Origin of the sequence: Thermoflexus sp., from assembly GCF_042408815.1 — a bacterium.
In the GTDB taxonomy this organism is placed as follows: domain Bacteria; phylum Chloroflexota; class Anaerolineae; order Thermoflexales; family Thermoflexaceae; genus Thermoflexus.
Map to the genome: position 1 here is coordinate 1 of NZ_JBHOQR010000029.1, position 22,948 is coordinate 22,948.

Consider the following 22,948-nt stretch of genomic DNA (forward strand, 5'->3'; position numbering starts at 1 on the left):
AACGCTGCAGATGAGCCAATCGTGCTTGCCAACCCGATGCGTAAAGAACAAGCCCAACCCCTCACGATTGGATTTTCCGACCCACCAAACGGGCACGGGAGCAAGATAGATTGGGTGACAACCATCATCGCCGAGTTCTGATGCCCAGATGCTGGTTTTTCGACCCTTTCACTCCACAATCACACCGGATGTTCCGGCCTCGATATCCTCCTCAAATCCGATCTCCTCGCTATATGGTCGGCGGCAGATCAGCCAGGCGCGGTGGGAGGGGGGACGTTCCGCCAGATAGAACCAGTCCAGCCCATGGCGCTGGCTGTGAGCTAGCCACCAGAGGGGAACCGGGGTGAGGAACTCCAGAGGCGAATCCCCAGGCTCCAGCTGGGTCCACAGATCGTGGGGGATCACATCGATCGTCGGCTGCTCGATGCGCCGCGGCTGGTAGCGTCGCCCGTGCTCCTCATCGAACCGGATCTCCGCGGGGTCCGGCCCGAAGAGGGTGCACTCCCTGAACAGCTCCGGCAGCTGGGCCATCCCACCTTCCAGATCGGCATACACACGATTCGCCCATCGATGAAGATCGGCGTAGGAGACCGGCCCCTCGCTCAGAAGCTCCCAGCTACGGGATAGCCGTCCTTCGTCGTAGGGCCACGGATCGTCGACCGGGAAAACAATGAAAAGGCCATGGGGAAGATCGCCTCCCCGGTTCACCCGCCCGCCCCGCTGGGCCAGGGCATCGAGCGGCGCGATCTCCGAGAGGATTCGGTCGGCGCTGATGTCCAGGCTGACCTCAATGACCTGGGTGGCCACCAGGACGAAGGGTTCGCGCGCCGCCTTCGAACGCTTCAGGCGTTCGATCACGCGACGCTCCTTCGCTCGGCGGTGGGCGTAGGCGAACCGACTGTGGAGGCAGAGGCAATCCTCAGGGGGCAGGAAAGCGCGAAGTCGCCGGTAAAGGGTCTGCGCTTTACGCACCGTGTTCACAATGAGGAACTGAACCGCCCCATTGCGATACCCATCCAGCACCTCCTCGATCCCTTCCTCGTTCGCGATCAGGCGAGCGTTCTCGTTCCGGATCAGCGGTTGCTCTCGCTTCAGGACCTGGAAGGGGCGGCGAATCATTCCCGCCGTGTCTTCGATCAAGGGGTAATCTTCCAGGCGTCCAGCCCGGATCAAAGGATCCGGGAGGGTGGCGCTCATCACCAGATGGGGGATCCCCATTGCCCGCAGCAAGGCCATGGCCTCCCGCAGCTCGGCCTGCATCTGGTCGTCGTAGGCGTGCACCTCGTCGAACACCACAGCGGCCCCCTGGAGCATCCCCAAGGCGAAATCAGCCTGAGGGAAGCCGTGCACGAACGAATACAGCAGGTGATCCGCGGTGGTGACCACCAGGGGATAGGCCAGGACCTCGCTCCAGAAATTCGCCTCACGGGCCCATTCCAGCTCGAGGGCTGGATCTGGATCCAGGGGGGCGGGTCCTTCCGGGCCTTGCTGCAATCGGGCCCGGATCCGTTCCCGATGCTCCAGGCTGGAGCGCCCGTGGTAAAGGCCGACCCGTTCTTCCCCGAACATCCGGGCCAGTCGCTCCCGCATCGCGTTGGAAGTCACCTGTGTGGGCAGCGTCCAAATCAAGCGGTCCAAGCCGTCAAGCTCCCGGCGCCGCAGGAACCAGAGGAGGGCCGCCTCAGTCTTCCCCCGCCCACATGGTGCCCGCACCATTCCCCACCGGAACAAGGCTTCCCGTAGCTCCTTCTGATAATCGAACCAGTCCTTTCCCGGCGGCAGGGCTTCTCGTAGCCGCTCCCCGGCATCCGGCGGCCAGTCGGGAAGAAAAGATTCGAGTTCCGTCTCCGGGAGGGGGAAGGGGAGCAGCGGGCCGTTCTCGCCCGGGCGGGCGCGCTCGGCGAAGGCGCGACTGGCCGCTTTATCCGCCGCCTTCAGATAGGCGAGGAGCGCGACATAGCGGGCGCGGAAGCGCGCCCGCTCTTCCAGCGACATCTCGGCGACCTGTTGGACGATCCAATCCCGGATCCCCAGCAGTCCTTTGGAGAACTCCCCCAGGGTGCGTCGGGAGAGCTCATCCAGCGGAAGAGCCGGGAATGCCCCGGTCCATCCCCAGATCGGCGCGGTTTCCTCGTAGAGCTGACGCAGGATCTCCGGAAGTTCGGGAAGAAAGACGAGCCGCTTGTGCGGATCGGGGAGGTTCTGATAGAGATCCCGGTGCAGCTCGGTATGATGGGCGGCGACCGCGAGGGCTTCCAGGATGGGCCGATTTCCCTCCAGCGCTGGGAAGCGCCTGGCGCGCCACGCCATGTCCATCAGGGGCAAAGCGGCCAGCGCGTGGGGGAAACTCCAGGCGGCTCGATTGGCTTCCAGTGCTTCCTGGAAAGGGGCGGTGCCTTTCCCGGCATCGTGAAAGAGAACAACCAGCCCGATGATCTGGCGGAGATGATCCGCATCCAGCCCGTGACGGCGACAGAACCCCGTGAAGCCTGGTCGCCGGGTGAGCGCTTCCGCGATGGCCAGGCTATCCCGGATATGCCCATAGAGGGTCTGCCATCGCTCGCCATCACGCTTCGCTAACACCATGCCGCATTCTTCCACGGCGGTTGTCCTTCGGCCGGCGATCGTAGCCTCCAGGAACGACCTGTCCGGCGGCAACGGTCGCCGCCCCGTGAGATTCAGGCAGGGAGCAGGAGCACGCCCTCAGATTCGAAAAAAACCAGAGGCCGAGGTTCGGGGAGCGCGAAAGGGAAACGGCGCGGCAACGCGAGCAGGGGCGGCGGGGCCAGATCGCGCCCGGTCTGGAAGGCCAAGGGCAGCCGGATCAGCTCGCATCCTTCATAAATCCCGGGGAGCATTCCCCAAACCTCCCGACTCTCCGCCCAGGTTAGCTCCCCCATCCAGCGGGGACTCACGATCACCATATCATCGGACCCGCCCAGATACAGCGGACGGGCCGGGCGTCGCAGGGCCTCCCTGAGCTCATGGATGAGCGTCTGGGATTCCGAGGCCAGATAAACGCGATAGGAGGGCCGGACGAGGAAGGATTTGCGCACCGGTGAAGAGGGGAAATCCACTGGGCGTTTCCCTTCCTCTTTCCGGCTTTCCCCGACCAGTTTGAGGAGCTTCGCCAGCTCCCGCTGGGGTCGCCCGGGGGGCTCCAGGGGCCGGAGGTTAAACCGCAGCGCCTCTTGCAGGCGCTGTCGTTCTGCTTCATAGCGGGCGTAGTGAATCCCCAGGGCGTTGAGCAGCATGCCGAGGATTGTGGTGAAAGGCGGCACCGGGTAGGTAAGGACCACGCTGGTCGCCGCCACCTGACGGAAGCAGGCGAAATACGGGCTTTCCAGGTCTACCGTCAGCCCATATTTTGTCATAGGCTCACACCCCCAAGGTGGCTTTCGCCCGGGCGATCGCCTCCCGCGGTGTGACGACCTCGATCCCATGCCGGCCCATGATCTCCCGGACCACCTCCCCATTGGCGATGACGCCCTCCAACATCCCAGCGAACATCGCCGGCCGCCCATCTACCGTCGCCACATCCTCCTGCAGTTCCCGAAGCACCTGATCGAGCCGGGCCACATCCAGAGTGGCAGCCCCATCCCACCGGAGCTCCAGGGCCTTCTGAAGGCGATGGGAGTAGTTGGCTTGGAGCGTGACAAGCAGGAGGTCGGGGGTGAAGTCTGTGAGCAGCCGGGCCTGTTTGGAGTAATCGCTGAAATCTTGCACGGCATCCAGAAGCAGCCGGATGCGTCGCCGGCGCTCTGCCTCATCGACGTAATCCTTCAAGGTCACCCCCCTCACCGTCTGGGCTTTCTTCCCACGGCCCTTCTCGATCTCCATCAGCTCCTCCTCGCGACCCACCCGGCGTAGATCCACCGCCAGGCCCACCTTGTAAAGGTTAACGGCTATCTCCACGTTCACGATATCCCCGCGGATAGTCCCGGCCTCCTCCTGAACCGCGCCCCGGTGGCGGCGGGTGAGGAAGTCCACGGTCATGGTCTCCTCCAGGGGGATCAGGCCCATGGCCGGGGAGACCTTAACCGGTGAAACCCGGACGACGGCGCCCACTTCAGGTAAGGTGGTCATGAAACCGAAGAGGTCGCAGAGCACGCACTCGGCGATCCGCCCGCAGGTTTCCCCTTGTTCATCGGCCACACATGCCTCCTCCGGGCGCACCTCCCGGCGGATGGCCTCCTTTAAATAGAATCGCATAGCCTGGCCGCTGACGTAAGGATACTCGCGCCCGGCCCAGCGGTATTTCTTCAGATCCACCAGGTTGCTTCCCCCCTCACCCGCGTTCAGGTTGGTCAGCCCGGTGCGGGAAAGCCATACCATGGAGATCGCTTTCACCTCCATCGCGCTCCTCCTCTCTGGTTGAGGTTTGCATCCCAGCTTACGGGTTGCCTCTGAGGGGATGGGAATGTCAGAGCCCGGCGCCCCATGCCCCTGGGCATCTCGGTCATCATCGGGCGGCTGCCTCAGCGGTCTGGCCCCTGACCATCCCGGCGTATTCCAGACCGGCGTAGATAAAGAGCGTGTGCTTCATGTCGGCGAACCGGCGGGCGTCATCTCCCGTGGCGTGGATCAGGGCGGTGAGCCGGTCGAGGGCCTCCAGGGAGAGATACTGATCCCGCATTTCCTGAGCCTCCATTCCCACCAGACGGTGCACCACATCGCTCAACACTCCCAGCAGGTCGGAGAGGGTACGAGCCCGTTCCAGCTCGTAGAGGATCGTGGCCCGGCGTTGAGTGCCGGCGATCCGGCCGATCGTTCGCCCTGCTCGCCGCACCAGCTCCAGCTCCTGCTCGTTCATGGTCCCTCGCTCCTCTAGCCAGATTTGAATCCATCGGTAAAGCCCCTGAGCCGCTTTGCCATAGAAGGCCAGCGTCTGACGCCGTCGAATGCCGAAGCCCGCGGCGAAGCGCCCGTAGTCATTCTGCAGGAAGGCCGCCGCTCGCTCCTCCCGCCAGGCGGCGGTATCCGCCGGGTCGGCGGGCCGTCCCTCCAAGGTCAGCCACATCCCGGTGAGGACGTCCTGATACGGGAGGATATCTGCCTCGATCATCGAGCGCATGACGCGCAGGATCATATCCTCCATGAACCAGTCGGTCGCCGTGATGTCCTTCATCCGGCCCTGAGGGATGCGGATGAGGATCCAGCCATCCGGGATTGCCTGGCGCAGGGCGATCGAATCAAAGAGGCTTTCCCCGCCACCCTGCTGGATCTCCGCCAGCACGCGGCGCAAGGCCACCTCATAGAAAGCCAGAAGCATGGTGAACGCCTGCGGGGGCCACTCCTTCTGTTCCCGGTTGCCCCAGTGGACCACCACCTGGACGTTGCTGCGGCGTTCGGTGGGTTTCAGGGCGTGACGATAGCGTTGCTTCTGTTTGTGCAGACGGTGCAGGTCAGGGGGCTGGGGCCACGGGAGGACCAAGAGCGCCGTCCCCTGGGGACCGTCGATATCGCACCGGTAGAGCAGGGCCGTGTCAGACCAGGTCAGCATACCCAGGAAGGCACAGACGGAACAGATCGGTCCGTATTCGCTCAGGCCACGGAACCCGGCTTCTGTCCACACCACCTGCCCGCTGAGGGCTTTCGTTTTGGTTACAAACGGATAAAGGGAGAGCGTGCGCTTCTCCGTGGCCAGCGCACCGCAGAACGGGCAAGTGAAGCGGGATCGGCGATTGGAGGGTTGCGAGATCTCTGCCAGGAGCTCCTGAACGAACGCCTCAATCGCCTCCTTCCCCCGATAAAGTTCGGGAGGCTGCTGATTGAAGCCGACGAACGGTTTCAAAACCATGCGTCCGGGCTTCGGGTTGTAATAAGCGTTTTTGACCTGTAGTGCGATTTGATCGCTTAGGAGGCGAGCGAAGCGTTGGGGCTGCCGGATCTCCAGGCGCAGCCCGTCCGGCTCCAGGTGGACACTCAGGACCGCCGGGTGCTGGCGGGCGATGGCCTCCGCTATTCCAGCCAGAACCTCCAGGCCGTTGTCCAACCAGGGATCGTGGCGAATCGAGAGACTCCAGGTCACGGATGCCGACATGGCGCTCCTTTGCGGATGGATTCCGCATCGTTCTGGTCAGGGCCAATCCGGATCCTGCATCCGGGATCCCAATCGGGGTTGCTCCGGATGCCATCCGGAGCAGGTCTGGATCCCCTCCGGTTCAAACCGGAGAGACGCCCCAGCGTAGCGCCGGTTTCTGGCTCTTCCATGCTAGAAATGAATGATCTCCTGCTTAATCCAATCTTCCTCCTCACACAGCTGCTCGATGGTCCGCCCCCGGTTTCGCGCTTCCTCCAGGGTTTGCAGGTAAGGCTGGATCAGCTCCCACTGAGGGCCGATGGCGTAGCCCTGCGCCGTCTCCTGGATGAACCGCCCCTTCCAGAGGGGTGTTAGGTGCTCCCGCCGCAGGGTTTCGGCCGAGTCCAGGCCCCGGCTCAGATCCCAGTATTCGTTTCGAAGGTGGGCGTAAAGGTCTTCGAGGGGAAGCGGGCCGTGTTGGGTCAGGATCTGGAGGATGGCCCGGCGGAGCCGCCCCAGGCCCAGCGGCATGATGGGCAGCTCCACCCAGTAGCCGTCCTCGGCGGTGAAACGGACACACTTCTCCGCCTGCTCGTCGGCCGCCTGGACATAATAGAGGCGGGTGACGTCCCCCGAGAGGACCGCTGTGAGCTCCAGGGCGAAGTTCATCACATTGTTGCCGCCGGTCAGGTTGATCCACATCTCCTTCCCCTGGCCGCCGACCCCGGCCAGGGCGGCCACCACCCGGGCCACACGCCCATAGGTCGTGCGGATATCCCGGCGGTCCACCTCGCACCAGAACACCGTTCCCTCTGGGCGTCCGCCGCCAATGGCCGGCCATTCCCGGCGCAGAAGGTTTCGCAGCACCGCTTTCATGGGGCTACCCCGCTGGAGCGGGGCCGTAGAGACCCGGCCGGGCGGGTTGTCCACGTAGTCGAAGGAGGGAAGGGTGCCGTCCAGGATCTCACGGGTGGTGAAGAGGACGATGGCCTGGATATCGCCGGCTCGTTCGTCAGCCGCCGGATGGCGGGCCCCCCCAGAGCGGGTGAAGAACGCCTGATCCTCGGGGCCCCATCGCTGATATCGGCGGGCCAGGTAAGTGATAGGCCCGATCACCGTGCCCGGAGAACGTCCCAGGCCCATCAGGTGGTAGACCCCCATCGCCTATCCCTCCCGGCAACGGATGTAGCGCTCCATCTCCAGCTGGCCCAGGGTGGTGGCGGTGGTAACGAGCCGGAGGCGGAGCAGGATATCGGTGTGCAATCGGACCCCTGCGATTAGTGTATTCAGCGGCTGAGCCCGAACGTCCGGTTCCTCCTTGCGCCACTGTTCTCCCATCAGCGCAATTCCTTATCGATCCAACGCTCGACTTCCTGGCGGGCGCGCTCCAGCTGTCCCTCAGTTTGCGCGGTGGTCGTCAGCCGAAAGCCGATTCCCCGAACCCGCCGACCGGGAAGGAACACAACCAGCGCATTGGGAGGTTCTGCCTTGACCTTGGGCTGACCCTCTCGCCAGCCGATATCCTCAATGCGCTCGACGAACAGAAAACGGTTCGCTAGACGGTCTGCCAACTTCTTGGTTTCCCCGGCTTCCTTCGGCTCCTTGCGTGTTAAGCTGATCTCGCATTCGTTGGTGCGGGGTTCGGGCAAAGCCTCCACGCTTTCCAGTACCTGTAAGACCATCTTTCCCTGGTGGGTCAGGGTGCCAGCAGTAAGCAGGCCGTTTTGCTCAAGAAGCTCCTTGATCTCAGAACGCACCGATCGGCCCTTCAGCCCGGCGATGATGTCCCCCAACAGTGGAAAAAGCCCGATAAAGGGCAAATGCACCAGCTTGATCTGGTCGACAGGCGGATGGAGCACACGATTCTGCTTCTCTCGGCTCATGTTTAGAAGTTTACCGATATGACCTGCCTCTTCCAGCTCCCGGTCTTTGACAAGCACGTGGAAGAGGCGCTGAGCACCATAGAACTGCACGGCCAGCGCCAAAAGGGCCGACATCGCCTTGCGTCCGCCAGCGATGCAGGCATAGATTTCCCATCCCTTCTTGCGATAGCTTCGCAGGACCTCACAGGCTTGGTTCATAAACTCCAACGCAGCCGCGTCGGAGTCCACATCGTAGAAGGTTTCCAAGATGCGGGCATCGTAAAGCGTTGTCTTGCCTCCGTAATACTCCGGCAGATGCTCACATAAGAGGTTCAGCGCATTCCGGGCCTCAGTTTCGCTCGTGGTCAAAGCCACCACAAAATCAATAGCAACACCGTCCGCTTGCAGGCGGTCAATGGCTTCGGTGATGATGGCCGGACTTTCGCCCAGCGTGGCGATGAGGACCTTCTTCATGAACGTCCCTCCGCTTCGCCAACCCCGTAGTCAGGCTTCAAAACTTTCAATTCGGCAATCCATTCGAAATGTCTAGTGTTGAACGTCACGACGGGCGTACCTCTCACCAGAGCTGTCGCAGCGATCAACATATCGCATATCAATGCCTCCGCCCCGCGTCTATTCTGAAACGGGGTATACTTTAGGCACCAGTCTCTCAGCAGCTTGCGGGCTTTTCGCACAATCAAAGCATTTATGCGAAGAATTTCATGTATTTTTCTTTCCCGTTTCATGGTCTTAATTCTTTCGTCGAAAGTCGGCAACAAGAGCTTGGCGCACATATCCCAGGACCTCCGCCAGTTCATCTGGAGGAAGTGATTCTAATTCTTTCCGATAAGAACGTATAACCTGGGTGATTGTGCGATAAGACTGTTTGGGGTCTGGCCTCAAAGAAAGTGATTGTTGCATAACGTGAGCAAGCTCGATTGCCTTCTTGAGCCCTTTCTCTCGAGCGTAAGAGCACCACTTGGACCACTCAGATGGGGTAATACCGACAAGCTTGCCCGCGATTTTTTGTGCAAGTTCTACCTTCTCATCCGTCGTCATCAGTACACCTCCGGGGGACATCGCTCATTCTTGGGTTTAAGACCTTCCTTCAGGGCAGTCCAGGACGGTTCGTGAAGCAACCCTTCATTACGACACGCCTGCAGATACTGGGAAAGGAGCTGGAGCATGTCGTTGCCCTGCACTTCCTGTGGAGCCAGCAAGCCCTTGATATTTCCGCCCCAGAGCCGCAGCCGTTCAGGGTGGAACTCCACTGAACCAAAGCACCGGGGCTTGGCGCCTCCCAGCTTGGGGGCAAAGGCTATGGTGACCTGCCCCTTCTCCACCTGCCGCCCCAGCGCATGGAGGAGAAGCCCCAACTCCGCTTCACTTACATTCTCAAAAAGCAGAGCCCCTTGAAACTTCGTTCCTTTCTGAACAGCTTCCACGAAGCGGAAATTCTGCTGAGGAGCAGGACTTGCTAAGGGCTGAAAGGTCTTTCGCTCATAGAAGCGGCGTTTGGTCGGGTCAAAGCGCTTCGGCTCCCACAGCTCCCCGATTTTGACGACCTTAGGCTTTATCTCCTCCTGAGGTAAAAAGTCTGTGAAATGCATCCGTCCTCGGTAGCCGGTTGTCCCGAAAAGGCGACAAGCGGGGCATAGCCTGTTTTCATGCACTGCCTTCTTCGGGTCCCACTGGCACGGTTTGTGTGCATTGGACGCTGTCCTCTCTTGAGGGCGCCGCATTTGCGAGACACACGAGTTGGAAATCGCCTCCACAATCGCCCGGATGGCGCCCTTGAGGCTGGTGCCCGGCACGCAGAGCTGATCGTTCCGGCGGTAGAAGGTGTACCACACGTCGGGGCGCCGATTCCCATGGTTTGGGTCGAACTCGTAGGCCCCGGACCCCACGAAGAGATACTCTGAGACCACTGTAACAGTGAGCTCCAGCCGACCCGTCAGCCCAGCAAATTTTTCGTGTGGTGCCGCTGGCTTGCGCTCCGGCGTCTTGGAAGGAATGTCCACCAGCACAAACGGCTTTGGCTCAGCGTTCGGGTTCCTAGGCATCGGCCTTTACCTCCCGTGGACTGACAAAAGTTGGGACTTTGTCCCGGTAAAAGGTGCGACACTGCAGGCGGGCTTCCGGGGCGTTCGCCGGGTAAACTGCAAACTGTGGGGCGAAGCGTTTGTCCTCTAGGTTGACCAGCCGCGTCTCGCACTCCGAGATCTCCCAATTGCCCTCGATGGGCTTGAGGGCATCGGGCAGGTCGGTTCGCTTGCTATCGCTCAGGACCCAAAGCCGATAGCGCCGTTCGGCGACCTTTTCCCAGCGGATTTCCGCCTCATGGTTAAAAGCGCACCCGGCATCCCGCAGCTCCACGCTGTTCGGGAAATCCAGCCGCGCAAGCTCCCAGCTCAGGAGCACACGCCCGGGAAGCCGCTCGACGAGCTGCGCGAGCTCCTCCGTGCTAAGCTCACCCGAATAGACCCAGCCCTGCATCATGCCGCCTCCAAAATATGTGGGAGAGATTCCATCGCCTTCTCAGCCACCTTCCGCCAGGCTTCCCGGTCGTAGGTGCGCCGGACGAAGAGTGCAAAATCGATCTGCATGCCCTCGGGTAGGTCCTCCAGCCGGTCCCCCTCTTGAAGCCCGTAGTCCTTGCGCTCTCCATCGTCCACAAAAGCGCCCGCGCCCCAGATGGCGTTTTGGGGAAGACCTGGCTTTTTCGCCAGCTCCACAACGGCTTGTTCTACGGTGATGGAGACCTCACCGAAGCCGCGGTTTTTGCCGAAGCCCAGCTTCACCAGCCCATCATTGATTGCCTGGAGCGTCAGCGCCAGAAGCCCCATCTGCCAGACTTCGAAGTTCTCCAGCACGAGCGCGGTGCGGAAGCGCCCTTGCACAAGCACCTCCATGTCGAAAGGACCTACAGCCACCGCATTCGTCAGCCGGGAGATCGCCACGCCGTAGCGGGTTTCGGTCTTGACCGCGCCTTCGGGGAAGGCATCGGTGAAGGAGAGGCGCCCTCGCAGGCGCGTATTGCCGTACATTCTGCATGCACGGCAGGACCGCTTATAAATTGTGGCCGGATTCTCTTCGCGTCCCAACCGGCGTCCGCAGTATTCCGGGCTGGAGGGGAAGGGCTCACAGGCACCGTCAGCCTTGGCAGTCCGCAGCACTTTCTCCGTGAAGCTCCGGAAGGTGCCCTTGAGCGACGAGCCGGGAATGAAGACCGTCTCGCCCTGGGGGGTCATCGTGCGGACGAACTGCATGTCGGGCAGCGACGGGTTCGGGGAAGCCAGTCCCGATTTGATGAGCAGCGGGGCCCGGGGCTCGATCACAAGTTCCAACTTCAGGGCATTCCACCGGCGCTTATGCATGGCTCCCTCCTTGCAGGGCGGTTACGAGTCTCTGCAGAAGCTCTGAAGGCGAAATCTCGGCGGGTTGTCCCGTGCCCGCGAGGTAGTCCCGGAGGTTTTCCTTGCCAACCTTCTGGATTTTGAGGTCGACGATTGTCCCCCAGCCAGGACCGCGCGTGGTCTTGCCGCCTACGGGAAGCTCGCCCTTGCGCATCGCTTCGAGCGCCAGAAGGAGAAGCCCCACCTCCCATTCCTCGGCGTTCTCCACCACGAGGGTGAGATCAAACTCGGCTCCCCGGGGTACGGCTTCGAAGTCGTATTTGATTTTGGGCTTCGCCGAGCCCAGGTCGCGGTCAATCCCCACCCCATCGCGGATTTCGGTGAGCCGGAGGAGGCTGTCCCGATTCGAGAGCATAGCATCCTGAAACGAGACCCGCGACGCCAGCCAGGGAGAGCCGAAGAGCCGGCAGGCGGTGCAGGAGTGCTGCCAGACGAGCTCGGTAAAGCGGACGTCATCCTCCCCGGCTTGCTCCCAGAGCGTTTTCTTCTGCTCCCTCGAGACGCAGCGATTCTTCTCATCCAGCGGGTCGCAGGCCCAGAGCCGTTCGCCCTGATGGGTCTGCCCGATCTGGTCCATCGTGCGCAGGATTCGCTCTATGTAGGAGCGCACCACGCCCTTGAGCGAGGAGCCTGGGATGTAGGGGATGCCCTCAGGGGTCTTGATGACGGGAAGGTCAGAACCTGCAGGCATCAGCGACGCCCGGGCGCCCACCGAAAGGGCAGTTTTCATCCGCAAAGTTGCGGTGATAAGCCAGCGGTTTTCAAATCGCCAGAACGAATGCATAGTTTACTCCTCCTCGACGGTCTCTACTTCTTCCTCACCGCCCTTCAGAGCAACGAACCACCGGCTCAGAAAGCCGCAATACAACCGAATCAACCACAAATGTACAGCCTTAGGATTGCTTTCGGCGGAGTCACTTGCAATTTGTTTTGCCCACTCGCCTAATTGGTTAAAGTCTTCGATTACTTTAAAACCAAAGGAAACAGTGCCACTACCTTTGTATTGCCACCCTTTGCCTTCCTTTCGTCCCATCTGGTAGAGGACAAACAACTCCAGCGCTTTAACCGAATCACTAGCGTTCGCTAAATTCTGAAGATTTGAAAGCTGAGCGCGTTGGAGTATGTCGGAAGTTTTATCTCCGCATTTTGGACATCGTTTTTCCAAGCTCCAGTGGTTTTTTCTGCACTGCTTTCCATAGACCTTGGAAGACCTTATAGTTTGTTCCGCCAGCTCGACCACGCGATCCAGCCATTGTTGCTCAATCACCTGGAGAGCTTTGACATTCGGCATCATACCGGCATCACCTCCTTGTGAAATGGATGGCACACAAGGATTTCGCCCAGGCCTTCGTCGGTACGGAGTCCGACGCCCTGGGCTTCCAACTCTTCCAGGAAGGGCAGAAGCTTTTCCTGAGGATTGTCGGCGTGGAAGACATACACGCTTCCCATTGCGGCTCCCAAATAGGTGGGTTTGGGCAGTCCCCAGGCGGTGGAAAAGCCCCCCACGAAGGTCGGCTGCGTCGCCCAGAAGACAGGCTCCCGCCATCGTCCGTTGAGGTTGAGAAATAGCTTCAGGGTGGGCAACCCGTGCGGGTCGCGGAGGACAGCGGGCGAGAGCAGGTCCACGCTGAAGTAAGTTCCCGACGGCTCCATGGGCACCAGGTTTCCGGCGTGATGGGCCAGATTGGCCAGGTCCCGCCATACCTCGCGTAGTTTCTCGTTGAAGGCGCGCAGGCGCTCGGCAATAGGCTCTATGCCGGGTTCCACCGCTTTGAGACTCGCGGCGCCGAACCCTCGGGTCGTGAGGGCGCCGACACCGATCTTCTCCACTGCTTGCTTGAGCTCCTCAATAATCGTCTCGTCCTCGGTCCAGAGGCGCCCCACGAAGGATATGGCTTTCGGTCGCACGCCAATCACCCGGTAGAGCATCCCCTCCTGGGCAGCGCGGCGATGGCGACTCAGCGCAACCTTGGTCTGGAGTGCCTTTTCGATTTCCATCACCCTCCAGCCTTCGGGCAAAGCGGCATAAAAGCCGCTCACCCGTTCCATGCGTCCGCCGCACTTCTCTCCATTGATCTCATAGGTGCAACGCAGGAGCATGGGAACGGGAAAGCGCGCACCCTGCCGCTCCAGCTCGGCGTAGGCCAAGGCGATAAGCAAGCTATCCCGGATGCCGTGTCCGGGTTTTTCTCCGGAGCGCTTGGGGTCATTGCGGAAGCCCCCGTGTAGCTTGCACTCCAGAGCCGTCATCGGGAAGGGCAATGCCCAGATAGACTCTGAAATGCTGGGGAAGAAATTCCCGAAGCGCACTTTCTGCACCGTCGGGACGATTTGGCTCTCTTTCCCCTGCAATTTGAGCCATTCGGCCAGCGCGCCCCGGACCACGCTGCCAGGCAGGTAGTCTCGCGTGTCCAAGTAGTCCCCCCGGGGCTTAAGGGTGCCCGTGCGCAGGGGCTTTTCGGGTGTAAGGCAGAGGAAGTGTTCCATTATGCGGAACTCCTCGTCCAGGATACAAGCGCCTTGCTCTGTGCAATGAGATCTTCTTTGGGGAGTTTCTCGCTGTCCACGTTCACTGTAAACGCCTCGAGTTTCAGCCAGCCCAGACCTCGGGAGCGCGCTGCGCCGAGGGCAAAGCCGGCGTTTGCCGCCAGATACAGGAGAGCGGCTGTCCGTTGAGCTTCTGCCAGCGAAGTGAACCAGCCCTCGATGTGCACTGTGAGCCTTTTCTGCCACGCGACCTCAGTGGAGAAGAGCCGCTCTTCATAGGCGGCTTTGCGACGTCGGCTGAGTGAGACGTTCATGCGCACATCCGTCATGCCCTCATGGAGCTCGGCATCCGAGAAGCGCAAGGCAGAGCGCCTCCGGGGGGCGCCGAAGACTTCGCAAACCAAGCATGTGCCACAGATTTCGCTAGGGCGAGAACTATCGCACACCTGCTGACCCCATCCCCGCAGAAGCCGCTCTGCACTCTCTCGAAGCCAGCCCTTGATCGTTGTGGCAGGGACGACAGGGGTTTTGCCGTCGCCCCAGCTCACCACGAGGGCTTTGTCTGTCCAGAGCTTGCCCTGCTCCCCGGTGATGTGCAAACCCGAGACAAGGCTGAACTTTGCCTCAATCTGCAGCCGATGGGGCATGGCGTTCCTCCTCTGGAACCTTCAGGTCAGCATCCAGCTCGATGAGCTCTAATGCGTCCAGGAGCGCCGTCTTCCAGCCCTCGTCCGTCCAGCGCCAGAACCAGAAGCCGTCTTTCGCGGGCTCCAGGAGGTTTCCCAGCTCTTGAAACGCCTCACGAAGCTGTGTTCCGCGCTCGTTTTGCCGAGCTGCCTGATAGAGGGCGTAGTTAAGTGATACATGCACACCTTTTTCAAGGGCTTCCGCCAGCGAGCGCCTCTGGGTTGCAGGAATTGCCCTGAGCTCGTGAGAGAGCGCAGCCAGTTTCTGTGCCTGGTCTGCCTTGTAGGGGCGCGCTGTGAGAATTATCCTCTCTCGGTCATACAGGGCGCTCAGCAGCACATCGGCTCGCTCTGAAAGCACCGGCGCCCGCAGCCAGAGGTGGCAGAGCGTGCTGCTATGGACCTCTCGTGCCAGTTTCTTCGCTTTCTTGAGGAGTCCTTCGGCCAGCGAGAAGAGAAAGCTCACCGGATACTTCACATCGGCGATCGCCAGCCCGGCAGAAAGACTGAGCGAAATGGGACGGGGCATGGTGTTTCCCACTCGCTCTTGAAGCTCTTTCAGAAGTTTCTCGATACCAGGGTGCTGCTCAAAGGCTTTAAGGATCTTGACTGCCAGCGCCCAGCCGTAACGCGCTGGCACGATGACCACAATGTCGTCTCCGCCGAGGGCGACGATTTCAAAAGGCAGCGGTTTATGGGGATCCTTCAGGCGCTCTTCACCGAACACGCCCCAGATGGCCGAGAAAAGCGCCTCCCGGGTGGCTTGCTCCAGCACCTGTGAAAAGTGGCGATAGGAAGCGGGCGAGGGCATCAGTTGCAAGAGGTCACCCATGTTGTTCCCGTCGGCGTAGAGCAGGGCAATCCGACCGTCCGATCCGGCCAGGGTGTCCAGATCTTCGGGGAAGCGGGGCCTTCCGTCGGATTTCGCTTCAATCTCAACACGCTTGCTATCGCGTACCCACTGGACAAACTTCTCCACAAACTCTCGGCGCCCCTCCCTTCCCTGCTTCCGTTTTCGGGAACAGATCGCGCAAATCCATTCATCTCGCGTATCGTCGTGCGCGTTTGCCGCCCGTTTCCCGCAGGCTTCGCACCGCCGGTGAATGGGTAAGGTCTCCAAGAACGAAGCTGTAGCCTTTGCCCGCTTCTGCTGCTGGAGCCTACCGGTAAGCGCTGACACCAACTCGCCGAAGTTTTTGCGCTTTGCCCGGTCCTTCAGAAGGGCCTCAAAGTGGCTGTAGATCAAATCCGCAGCAACGCCGCTTCCAGAAAGCGCCTGAACTTGCGCATCGTCGTAGGGCGCAAGCCCCCGCCCAATGTCGGCATAGCCGAGCGGGTCTGAGGAGACGACCGTAATGGTGGTAACACCGGTTTTCTCCAGGTAGAGTCGCTCGATCTCTTGCTTTAGTTCTTCTACTTGACTTGCGGGAACGATGGCAAGGAAGCCTCCTCCGCCGCAGTAGATGAGGGCCTCTTCGGCAAGCTTCCCCGTAAAAAGCTTACGAACGCTCTCCTCCAGCTCCTGGAGGATTTCGCTTGCTCCGCGGATCTCGGGAAGCACGCTTGTCTCGTACACATAGCTTTTGATGGCGTCCGTATCACCCAGAAGCAGGCAAACAGGTTTGTCAGCGCCGAAAAGTTCTTGCTCCAGGCGAAGGGTTTCTCCTGCAAGCCGCCGGAATTCGGTTGCCGTATGGGCTCGTGCCAGCTCGGGGCGATCCCCAGCAGAGGCATAGCTATCGGCCAGGCAGACCAGTTTCTCCAGAATCGTCTGTGGTCCGTCTCGTAGGTGGTGGTGTGCCACTGCGCTCAGGATGATCTTCTGGAGATGCTCCTCCAATCTCTTTGCAACAAGCCACTCCTGGGCATATTCCACACTTCTCTGGACGTGGTATCGGTACTCCGTTTCGCCGATTCGTGCTTTCCCTAGATCATGTAAGAGCCCGCACAGGCGAGCAAGGGCCCGCAGTTCGGAGGGCGAAAGCTCTATCCCGCATATCTCCACCGCTGTCCTGCCACGTCGAAGAAGTTCCTCGACAAGGGCGGCGGCAAACCCGGCCGTAAGTATCAAGTGGTCATAGAGCGACACCCAGGGAATGCGGGTGTCCGCAAGGAGATAATCTGCCCGGTAAAGCCTTTCCGAAAATTCAGTTTTAAACGAATTGATTAAATTCAATATCATTGCAAACTCCAAGTTGTGATTTTATTGAGAGATCTGGAAACGGACAAAATGTTTAATTTGAGCCTCACTGGGAGAGGTATTCCCCCATTGCCCTCGAGCCATGGTCACCATGCCGAAGCCGCTGGCCGTGTGTTCGCCGAAGCCGGCTTCGTAGCCCAGGCGAAGGAGGTCCGAGGGGCCGGAGACGGTGAATGCAAGCATCCAGCCTCGGATATCGGTGTCGTGGATCCGCACGAGCTTGGAGCGATAGGGGGGATGCACCCGGATCTCCAGATCGCCCGGGATCGCCTGCCCGTAGAAGGCCGCCGCCTTCCGCCGCAGATTCTCCGCCATGGCCTGCGCAAACTCCGGCTCCTCCGGCGAGAGATACCGCTTGACCAGCTTGCCGTCCGCCCGCCGTTCCCCGGTGGAAAGGGTGATGGGCGAGAGGGCGATGAAGGTCGCCGTCCCTTCAAAGGCCGGCGTCGGCTCGACCTCGATGCGTTCCACAATCACCGGGTGGAATCCCAGCCGGACCTCGGGCTCCCGCAGCAGCCCCAGGGCCAGGGCCTCTACGACGGCCGGGATCGGCGAGGAGATCCACCAGGTGACGGCTCCTTCCGCCCACAGCCCCGTCCGATCCGGCTGCAGGCCGTGGAGCCACGAATAGGTCAAAAACTTGTACCGCCGCCCCTCCGGATCCCTCCATCCCTCCTCGTGAAGCCGATGGGCCACTTGGGGCAGCCCTCGCCGCATGGCGGTATACGCCAGGCCCCGCAGCCATTCCGGATAGCTCCAGGGCAGCAAACCGGGTTTCACAAACCGAAGCAGGATCCGGAGACGCATGACCCCTCCTCTCTGATGGATTGCGTTTGCTTCCCAGCCATCTCCTAATGCCGGATGAGCCGCCTAAGGAAGCCTCCCCTATCCCGGTGCGGTACTCTCCATGCCTGGAAACCCTCCGATCCCACCTCTCCGTGCCCGCGCGGCATCCCGCACGGCCTGCAGGTGGATTACCTCCGCCACCTCGAAACGGGGCGGGATCGCCCCAGCGACAGGCCGCAGGCGAAGGATCGAGGGGAAATACCCCATGCGGCCGTGCAGCTCCGCGAGCAGGACCCCCGCCGAGTAGTTGAGGGAGGGCAGGGCGATCAGCAGGGGTAGCGTTTGCCATTCTTCCCCGGAAAACCCCACCCGATCGACCATCCGGACGACCTGGGGGGCTAGCAGCTCCTGCGGATCGATCTGGGCGTCGATCACGATCACGCGCTCCACCTGTTGCCCCGTGAGGGTTTCGATCTGGTGGAGCTGCTCCTCCGTCAGGGGATGGGCGAAGTTGATGACGATCATCTGTCGGCCTCCTCTGCCTTCAGTGTAGCCCGTCCGATGGCCGGAAAGCATCCGGGAAGGGCCTGATTGTTCTCCGGGATGGACCGGATGTCTTTGCCCTCCAAGCCGGATATAAAAAGGGGCGGGAGGGGCGCCGAAGCACGCCTCCAGCCCTAGCCCGAAGGGTTCTCCCTTCAGGCCCCTTTAGGCCTCGGGAGAGGCTATTCTGCCTTCCAGCATGGGGGACCGGCGGCAAAGGGGTCTACGGCTGAAAACCCGGATGCGAATCCGGCAGGGTGCCCTGCGTTCGCCGCATCCGGCTGCGGGCCCGGGGCGCTACCCCGGCAACCCTTCTGGAGATAAAAACGGCATCGCGGGGCGGAACCATTCCCGCAGGTTGTGATAGGAGATGGAATGGTCCGGGGGGATCTCCCAGAGATCCCGACACACATCCTTGATCGCATCCAGATGGGAGTCCACGGTCTTGAGGGCGATCCCCAGGCGCTCAGCGACCTGTTGCGGTCGTTCGTTGTGGGCGATCCAGTAAAGCACCCGACGCTGGCTAGGGGTCAGACGTTGCCACACCTGGCGGCAGCGTTCCAGGTTGGCGGGGGTCAGCAGGGTCTGCTGCAGTTGCAAGGAGGAAAGCTGCCGGAAGCCCGGGAAATCCGCCCCCCAGTGTGGGAAGGGTACCTCGATCAGACGCACGCCGTCCTCCGGCCGGGCGTGCATGCGCTGTCCATCCCGCGCAAGCTCCAGAACGGAGCGGGGCGTGTAGAGATGCCAGAGATGATCCGAGTAGTCCAGATAGACGATAGCCGTGAGGAAGAGCATCAGGGCCAGGATGCGACGCCCGCCGGCCAGCACGATATGCAGGAGTCGACCCTGAGCCTTCTCCAGCCGGAGGATCTCCATGATATGGTATCGGACTGCCTCCGCGGTCTGCTCGCTGACGATATCCACCAGCGGGCCCTGAGCATCCCGCAGCATAATGCGGCGCAGCCGGATGGGACGTCGAGCGTAGGCGTAGAACTCGTTGGGGAACTCCCGATCCAGACGCTCGAGGGCCTGACGGGTTCGGGGATCATGGGGGGCGAAATGAATGACCACCACTTCTGTAATCGGCTCACCGCGCGCAAGCAGCGCATCCAGGGCGAAAGTGACCACCTGAGGCTGACCGCCCAGCGTGGCGATCATCGTGCTGGCCGATTTGGAATCCATGGGGCCCATGGTTCACCTCCCGCCACAGGCTGCCCCTCCGGATGGGCGGAACCGATGGGTGGAAACCTTTAACCGTTCGGCGGGCTGTTTTGGAGCATCGCCTTTTCCTCGCGAGCAGGCTGCTCTGATGCCATCCCGGATGCATGGAGGAGACGAAATGGATTTGTTTCCCGCAGTCCTGATCGGAGGACCACCCCATTCGGGGAAGTCAGTGCTCATCTATAGTTTATCCCAGGCGCTGCGGAAGCGGGGAGTGGACCATTATGTGCTGCGGGCAGCGCCCGATGGTGAGGGAGACTGGTTTCTAGAGGCAGAGCCCGGGCCGGTTCGCTTGCTCCGGGTGAAAGGCGCCTTCGACGCCCGCTGGGTGGATCGGATCGTTCGGGATATTCGGAATCGGCACTTGCCGTTGCTGGTGGATGCCGGCGGGCAGCCCACCCCGGAGCAGGAACGGATCCTGGGCGCGGCGACCCACGCCATCCTGCTCACTCGGGATCCGGCCCTGCGCCCGGAGTGGCGGCGTCGCTTCCATCGCTACGGCCTGAACCTCCTCGCCGACTTGGATTCCCGTCTGGACGGGCCTTCCCGAGTCATCCAGCAGACCCCCGTGCTTCGGGGGGTGATCACCGGATTGAGCCGGGGCCGGATGGCGGAGGGACCCGTGTTTGAAGCGCTGGTGGATCGGATCGACGCCCTTTTCCGGTATGATCCGGAGGAGCTGCGGCGCTATCACCTGGATATGGCCCCCGCGGTGGATCTGGTGATCGAGTTGAACCGGCTGGCGCGCATGCTCGGTATCCGGATGGAAGGTGAGGCGCCCCGCTGGTCCCCGGAGGATCTCCCCCGCGCCCTGGAGACGCTCCCCGCCGGCAAGCCCCTCGCCCTTTACGATCGAGCCCCCGCCTGGCTCTATGCCGCCCTCGCGGTCCACGCGCGGCCTTCCCCAGTTTTCCAGTTCGATGTCCGGCTGGGATGGGTGGAGCCCCCCCGGTTGCGCTCCGGGACGGCGCATCGCCTCGCTCCGGCATCCGCGCTGGGCTTCTGGGTGGAAAGCTCGGGCGACCGCTGGCGGCTTCGGGTGACGATGGCGCATCCCTATCTGGAGCGGGAAGAGGTGGATGGCCTGGTTCTACCGGCGGTCCCGGCGGAGGCATTCCTGGTCATCGATGGGAAGCTGCCCCTCTGGCTGTGGACCGCGCTGGCAAGGGCTTACGCGGGAGTCCGCGCCCTGGCGGTCTTCGAGCCCCGGACCTTCGAGGGGATTGTCGTGGCGTCCCGGGATCCGGCCTATCCGGTCGGAACCCGATGGCCGGTGGAGTTCGCTGGAGCCCAGCCGACATGAAGGGGAAATCCCCGGAGGCGGGCGAGCCTCATGAACGCCTCTTCTTCGAGGCCGGGATGGCCCGCATGTTCCCCGAACGGCTGGACCCCTCCACCTGCAGCCCGGCCGAGCGGCGTTTGGATTCGATCTTTCGGGAGCAGCTCCTCGACGAGTTGGGGGTCTTCCATTCGCGTAGGCCAGGATGTCCTGCGCCCGTCGTCTCCTCCTCCTTCTGGCCCACCGGGATCTCTCCGGGATGGGATGAGGATCCGGGTTACAGCCCGCATCGGGGGCAACGGATCTTCCCAGGGGTCAGCTCCGCCCCGCATGTTTCACATCCATAACGTGAAGGCAGCCCCGCACACCGGACAGGCAGGGGCGTCCTCCGCGACGGCGGATGCGCATTCCGGGCACAGGCTCCTCCGGGAGCTCCACACCGCATGTAGGGCAGCGCCCCGAGAGATCCAGACCGCATTGGGGACAGCGAAGGGTCTCTTCGGTAACTGGGGCTTCGCATCGAGGGCATGCCAAGCCGGGATCCGCTCCGCAGGATGGGCAGGCGGAAACGCCACAAGGGACCACCGCAAGGCACCTCGGGCAGGTCCGGCCGGTTTCGGCCCCGCATCGAGGACATACGGTTTCCTCCGGCCAGAGCCGGGCGCGGCACTGGGGGCAGAGGCGCTGGCCACAGCGTGGGCACGGTCCTTCCACCGGGTGAAAGAGGGTTCCGCATGTGGGGCACGCGGCCAGGGCGGCCCGCTGGATGCCCGAAGGTGCAGGGGAAGGGGGATGGATTTCGATGGGAGCAGAGCGGGGGAGAGGCGCTCCGCACGTCGGGCAGCCCTCGGGCGCCCCAAAGAGGGGCTCGCCGCATAACGGGCAGCGCCGGAGGAAAACCCGGCCGTAGTCCGGGCATGCCGATGCTGTGCTGAGCAACATGGTCCCGCAATCGGGGCAGGCGAAGGTCAGAGGGAATCCACACCGCCGGCATGGAGTCTCTGCAGTCAGAGACTCCTCGGGACCGGGCTCTTCACACACGGGGCACCAGATCGCGCCGCACGCCGGGCACAGGCCGATCTCCCTTTCCACGGCCTCGCCGCATCGTGGGCAAACCGCCGGGCGTGCGATGGCCCCGCACGAGGGGCAGCGGGCGGCATCCTCCGGCAGGGGAGCACCACATCGATCGCCGGTTTCTGTGAAAGGCAATCCGCAGGATAGGCATGCGGCTGCATCCCGCGGGACCCATGCGCCGCACGTCGGGCAGGTCTCCGCTTCCGGGGGGACGGGTGCATCCCAGTGACCGCAGAACCAAGCCCAGACCATCCCGTATTGGGGCCAGCGATCCGCGTCCTCGGGCAGAAGGCGGCCCCGCCGTGTGAGCAGAGGCCCTCCTCTGTTGGGATTGCCCGGCCGCAGGCCAGGCACGGGCCCGTATCGTATCCACCCTCTGGATCTCCTGGGTCATGATCCGGTTTCGGTCCTCAGGGACATCCCCTCAGCCTCGCATCCCCGAGGCCGTAGCCGCTGCACGCTTGCGCCAGTAGCGCAAGTAACCCGCCACCACGCTCTCATAACTTACGGCCACATCGTAGAACTCCGGATCCGCTCCCGCCGCCCGCAATTCCTCATCGGCGCGCTCCCGGAGGCGCTTCACCATCTCTGCCTCCTCGAGATTCTCGGCCATCATCTCCCGGATCTGATGCCCCCACTCCCACAGCCGGCGTTCCAGATCCTCCCAGTGCCATTCGATATCCTCACGGTGGACATCGAAATGGGTCAGACACAGGCCGCTGGCCTTCAGGGCCCGCAGCCGGGCGATGCTATTCGACCATGCCTCCAGATCCAGCTCCGGGGGCGGAGTGGGGGGACGGACATAGCGGATCCCGGGCAGACGGACGCCGGCGATATCGCCGGTGAAGAGAAGACCGGTGGTTTCATCCAGGAAGGCGTGATGGTGACGGGCATGGCCAGGCGTATCGAAAGCGATCAGCGTATGGCCGGCGACCGTAAGGCGTTCTCCGTCGGAGACCACCGCGAGGCGATCGGCTGGGACCGGGATCACTTCCCCCCACAGGGGTTTCAGCAGATCCCCATAGATCCGGGCGGCGCTGGCGAGCAATCGGGAAGGATCCACCAGATGAGGTGCGCCCACTGGATGCACGTATACCCGGGCCCATGGGAGGCGCTGGATCAGGGCGCCGGAGGCCCCCGCGTGATCCAGATGGATGTGGGTGACGATCAGATGACGGAGGGCTTCCAGGGGCACTCCAGCGGCTTGCACTCCTTCCAGGAGCTTCTCCATTGTGGAAGTCGGTCCGGTTTCCACCAGGGCCGCTTCCCGGCCATCATAGAGCAGATACGCCGCGATGACCTGCGGTCGGCCATGGAATTGAAGATCGATGCGGATGACGCCATCGGCAATGGATCGCAGAAGCGGGGGCAT

23 protein-coding genes are annotated in these 22,948 nt (G+C 62.1%); 1 reads left to right on the forward strand and 22 read right to left on the reverse strand.

From position 1 onward, the window contains the following. Window positions 1-168: 168 nt before the first annotated feature. From cas3 to ACFMO3_RS10475, 20 genes are all read right to left on the reverse strand, one after another. The gene (cas3, locus tag ACFMO3_RS10380; protein ID WP_376790338.1) at window positions 169-2,586 is read right to left on the reverse strand and encodes a CRISPR-associated helicase Cas3'; all 2,418 of its coding nucleotides are present in this window, start codon (window positions 2,584-2,586) and stop codon (window positions 169-171) included. A 92-nt stretch (window positions 2,587-2,678) separates the two neighbouring features. Further along, window positions 2,679-3,374, reverse strand: a complete 696-nt coding sequence (gene cas5, locus ACFMO3_RS10385) for a CRISPR-associated protein Cas5 (protein WP_376790339.1) — start codon at window positions 3,372-3,374, stop codon at window positions 2,679-2,681. Between the two features lie 4 nt (window positions 3,375-3,378). Next, entirely contained in the window at window positions 3,379-4,356 is a 978-nt protein-coding gene (gene cas7i / locus ACFMO3_RS10390) for a type I-B CRISPR-associated protein Cas7/Cst2/DevR (RefSeq protein ID WP_376790340.1), read from the reverse strand. 106 nt (window positions 4,357-4,462) lie between these two features. Continuing rightward, window positions 4,463-6,043, reverse strand: a complete 1,581-nt coding sequence (locus ACFMO3_RS10395) for a hypothetical protein (protein ID WP_376790341.1) — start codon at window positions 6,041-6,043, stop codon at window positions 4,463-4,465. A gap of 171 nt (window positions 6,044-6,214) precedes the next feature. Continuing rightward, window positions 6,215-7,183, reverse strand: a complete 969-nt coding sequence (locus tag ACFMO3_RS10400) for a hypothetical protein (protein ID WP_376790342.1) — start codon at window positions 7,181-7,183, stop codon at window positions 6,215-6,217. A 3-nt stretch (window positions 7,184-7,186) separates the two neighbouring features. Next, window positions 7,187-7,360, reverse strand: a complete 174-nt coding sequence (locus tag ACFMO3_RS10405) for a hypothetical protein (RefSeq protein ID WP_376790343.1) — start codon at window positions 7,358-7,360, stop codon at window positions 7,187-7,189. After that, window positions 7,360-8,358, reverse strand: coding sequence for a CRISPR-associated ring nuclease (locus ACFMO3_RS10410; protein WP_376790344.1), 999 nt, complete (start codon window positions 8,356-8,358; stop codon window positions 7,360-7,362). Before ACFMO3_RS10410 ends, ACFMO3_RS10405 begins: the two co-directional genes overlap by 1 nt. Next, window positions 8,355-8,702, reverse strand: coding sequence for a PIN domain-containing protein (locus ACFMO3_RS10415; protein WP_376790345.1), 348 nt, complete (start codon window positions 8,700-8,702; stop codon window positions 8,355-8,357). The genes ACFMO3_RS10410 and ACFMO3_RS10415 overlap by 4 nt, the downstream gene beginning before the upstream one ends. Next, a complete protein-coding gene (locus ACFMO3_RS10420) occupies window positions 8,635-8,943 on the reverse strand; it encodes a hypothetical protein (protein WP_376790399.1) in 309 nt (102 codons plus the stop codon). Before ACFMO3_RS10420 ends, ACFMO3_RS10415 begins: the two co-directional genes overlap by 68 nt. After that, entirely contained in the window at window positions 8,943-9,947 is a 1,005-nt protein-coding gene (locus tag ACFMO3_RS10425; protein WP_376790346.1) for an RAMP superfamily CRISPR-associated protein, read from the reverse strand. The genes ACFMO3_RS10420 and ACFMO3_RS10425 overlap by 1 nt, the downstream gene beginning before the upstream one ends. Further along, complete coding sequence (locus ACFMO3_RS10430) at window positions 9,940-10,383, reverse strand: hypothetical protein (RefSeq protein ID WP_376790347.1); 444 nt, start codon at window positions 10,381-10,383, stop codon at window positions 9,940-9,942. Before ACFMO3_RS10430 ends, ACFMO3_RS10425 begins: the two co-directional genes overlap by 8 nt. After that, window positions 10,380-11,261: an RAMP superfamily CRISPR-associated protein gene (locus tag ACFMO3_RS10435; RefSeq protein WP_376790348.1), complete on the reverse strand. Its 882-nt coding sequence runs from the start codon at window positions 11,259-11,261 to the stop codon at window positions 10,380-10,382. Before ACFMO3_RS10435 ends, ACFMO3_RS10430 begins: the two co-directional genes overlap by 4 nt. Further along, on the reverse strand, window positions 11,254-12,084 hold the full coding sequence (gene csx7 / locus ACFMO3_RS10440; RefSeq protein ID WP_376790349.1) for a CRISPR-associated RAMP protein Csx7: 831 nt from the start codon (window positions 12,082-12,084) through the stop codon (window positions 11,254-11,256). Before csx7 ends, ACFMO3_RS10435 begins: the two co-directional genes overlap by 8 nt. 3 nt (window positions 12,085-12,087) lie before the next feature. Further along, entirely contained in the window at window positions 12,088-12,594 is a 507-nt protein-coding gene (locus ACFMO3_RS10445) for a hypothetical protein (RefSeq protein ID WP_376790350.1), read from the reverse strand. Continuing rightward, window positions 12,591-13,787, reverse strand: a complete 1,197-nt coding sequence (gene csx10, locus ACFMO3_RS10450; protein WP_376790351.1) for a CRISPR-associated RAMP protein Csx10 — start codon at window positions 13,785-13,787, stop codon at window positions 12,591-12,593. The genes ACFMO3_RS10445 and csx10 overlap by 4 nt, the downstream gene beginning before the upstream one ends. Continuing rightward, window positions 13,787-14,434 (reverse strand): RAMP superfamily CRISPR-associated protein, encoded by a 648-nt coding sequence (locus ACFMO3_RS10455; RefSeq protein ID WP_376790352.1) that lies wholly within the window; start codon window positions 14,432-14,434, stop codon window positions 13,787-13,789. Before ACFMO3_RS10455 ends, csx10 begins: the two co-directional genes overlap by 1 nt. Then, window positions 14,412-16,655, reverse strand: a complete 2,244-nt coding sequence (locus ACFMO3_RS10460) for an HD domain-containing protein (RefSeq protein ID WP_376790353.1) — start codon at window positions 16,653-16,655, stop codon at window positions 14,412-14,414. Before ACFMO3_RS10460 ends, ACFMO3_RS10455 begins: the two co-directional genes overlap by 23 nt. A 21-nt stretch (window positions 16,656-16,676) precedes the next feature. Continuing rightward, the gene (gene cas6 / locus ACFMO3_RS10465) at window positions 16,677-17,480 is read right to left on the reverse strand and encodes a CRISPR-associated endoribonuclease Cas6 (RefSeq protein ID WP_376790354.1); all 804 of its coding nucleotides are present in this window, start codon (window positions 17,478-17,480) and stop codon (window positions 16,677-16,679) included. A 78-nt stretch (window positions 17,481-17,558) separates the two neighbouring features. Continuing rightward, the gene (gene csx15 / locus ACFMO3_RS10470; RefSeq protein ID WP_376790355.1) at window positions 17,559-17,984 is read right to left on the reverse strand and encodes a CRISPR-associated protein Csx15; all 426 of its coding nucleotides are present in this window, start codon (window positions 17,982-17,984) and stop codon (window positions 17,559-17,561) included. Between the two features lie 315 nt (window positions 17,985-18,299). Then, window positions 18,300-19,193 carry a CRISPR-associated ring nuclease gene (locus ACFMO3_RS10475; RefSeq protein ID WP_376790356.1) on the reverse strand — a complete coding sequence of 298 codons (894 nt, stop codon included), beginning with the start codon at window positions 19,191-19,193 and terminating at the stop codon, window positions 18,300-18,302. Between the two features lie 148 nt (window positions 19,194-19,341). Here ACFMO3_RS10475 and ACFMO3_RS10480 point away from each other — a divergent pair, with 148 nt between their 5' ends. Beyond that, a complete protein-coding gene (locus ACFMO3_RS10480; RefSeq protein ID WP_376790357.1) occupies window positions 19,342-20,526 on the forward strand; it encodes a CRISPR-associated protein Csx3 in 1,185 nt (394 codons plus the stop codon). Between the two features lie 291 nt (window positions 20,527-20,817). Here ACFMO3_RS10480 and ACFMO3_RS10485 read toward each other — a convergent pair whose 3' ends face one another. Further along, the gene (locus tag ACFMO3_RS10485) at window positions 20,818-21,828 is read right to left on the reverse strand and encodes a zinc ribbon domain-containing protein (protein WP_376790396.1); all 1,011 of its coding nucleotides are present in this window, start codon (window positions 21,826-21,828) and stop codon (window positions 20,818-20,820) included. Window positions 21,829-22,000: 172 nt separating this feature from the next. Then, entirely contained in the window at window positions 22,001-22,948 is a 948-nt protein-coding gene (locus ACFMO3_RS10490; protein ID WP_376790358.1) for an MBL fold metallo-hydrolase, read from the reverse strand.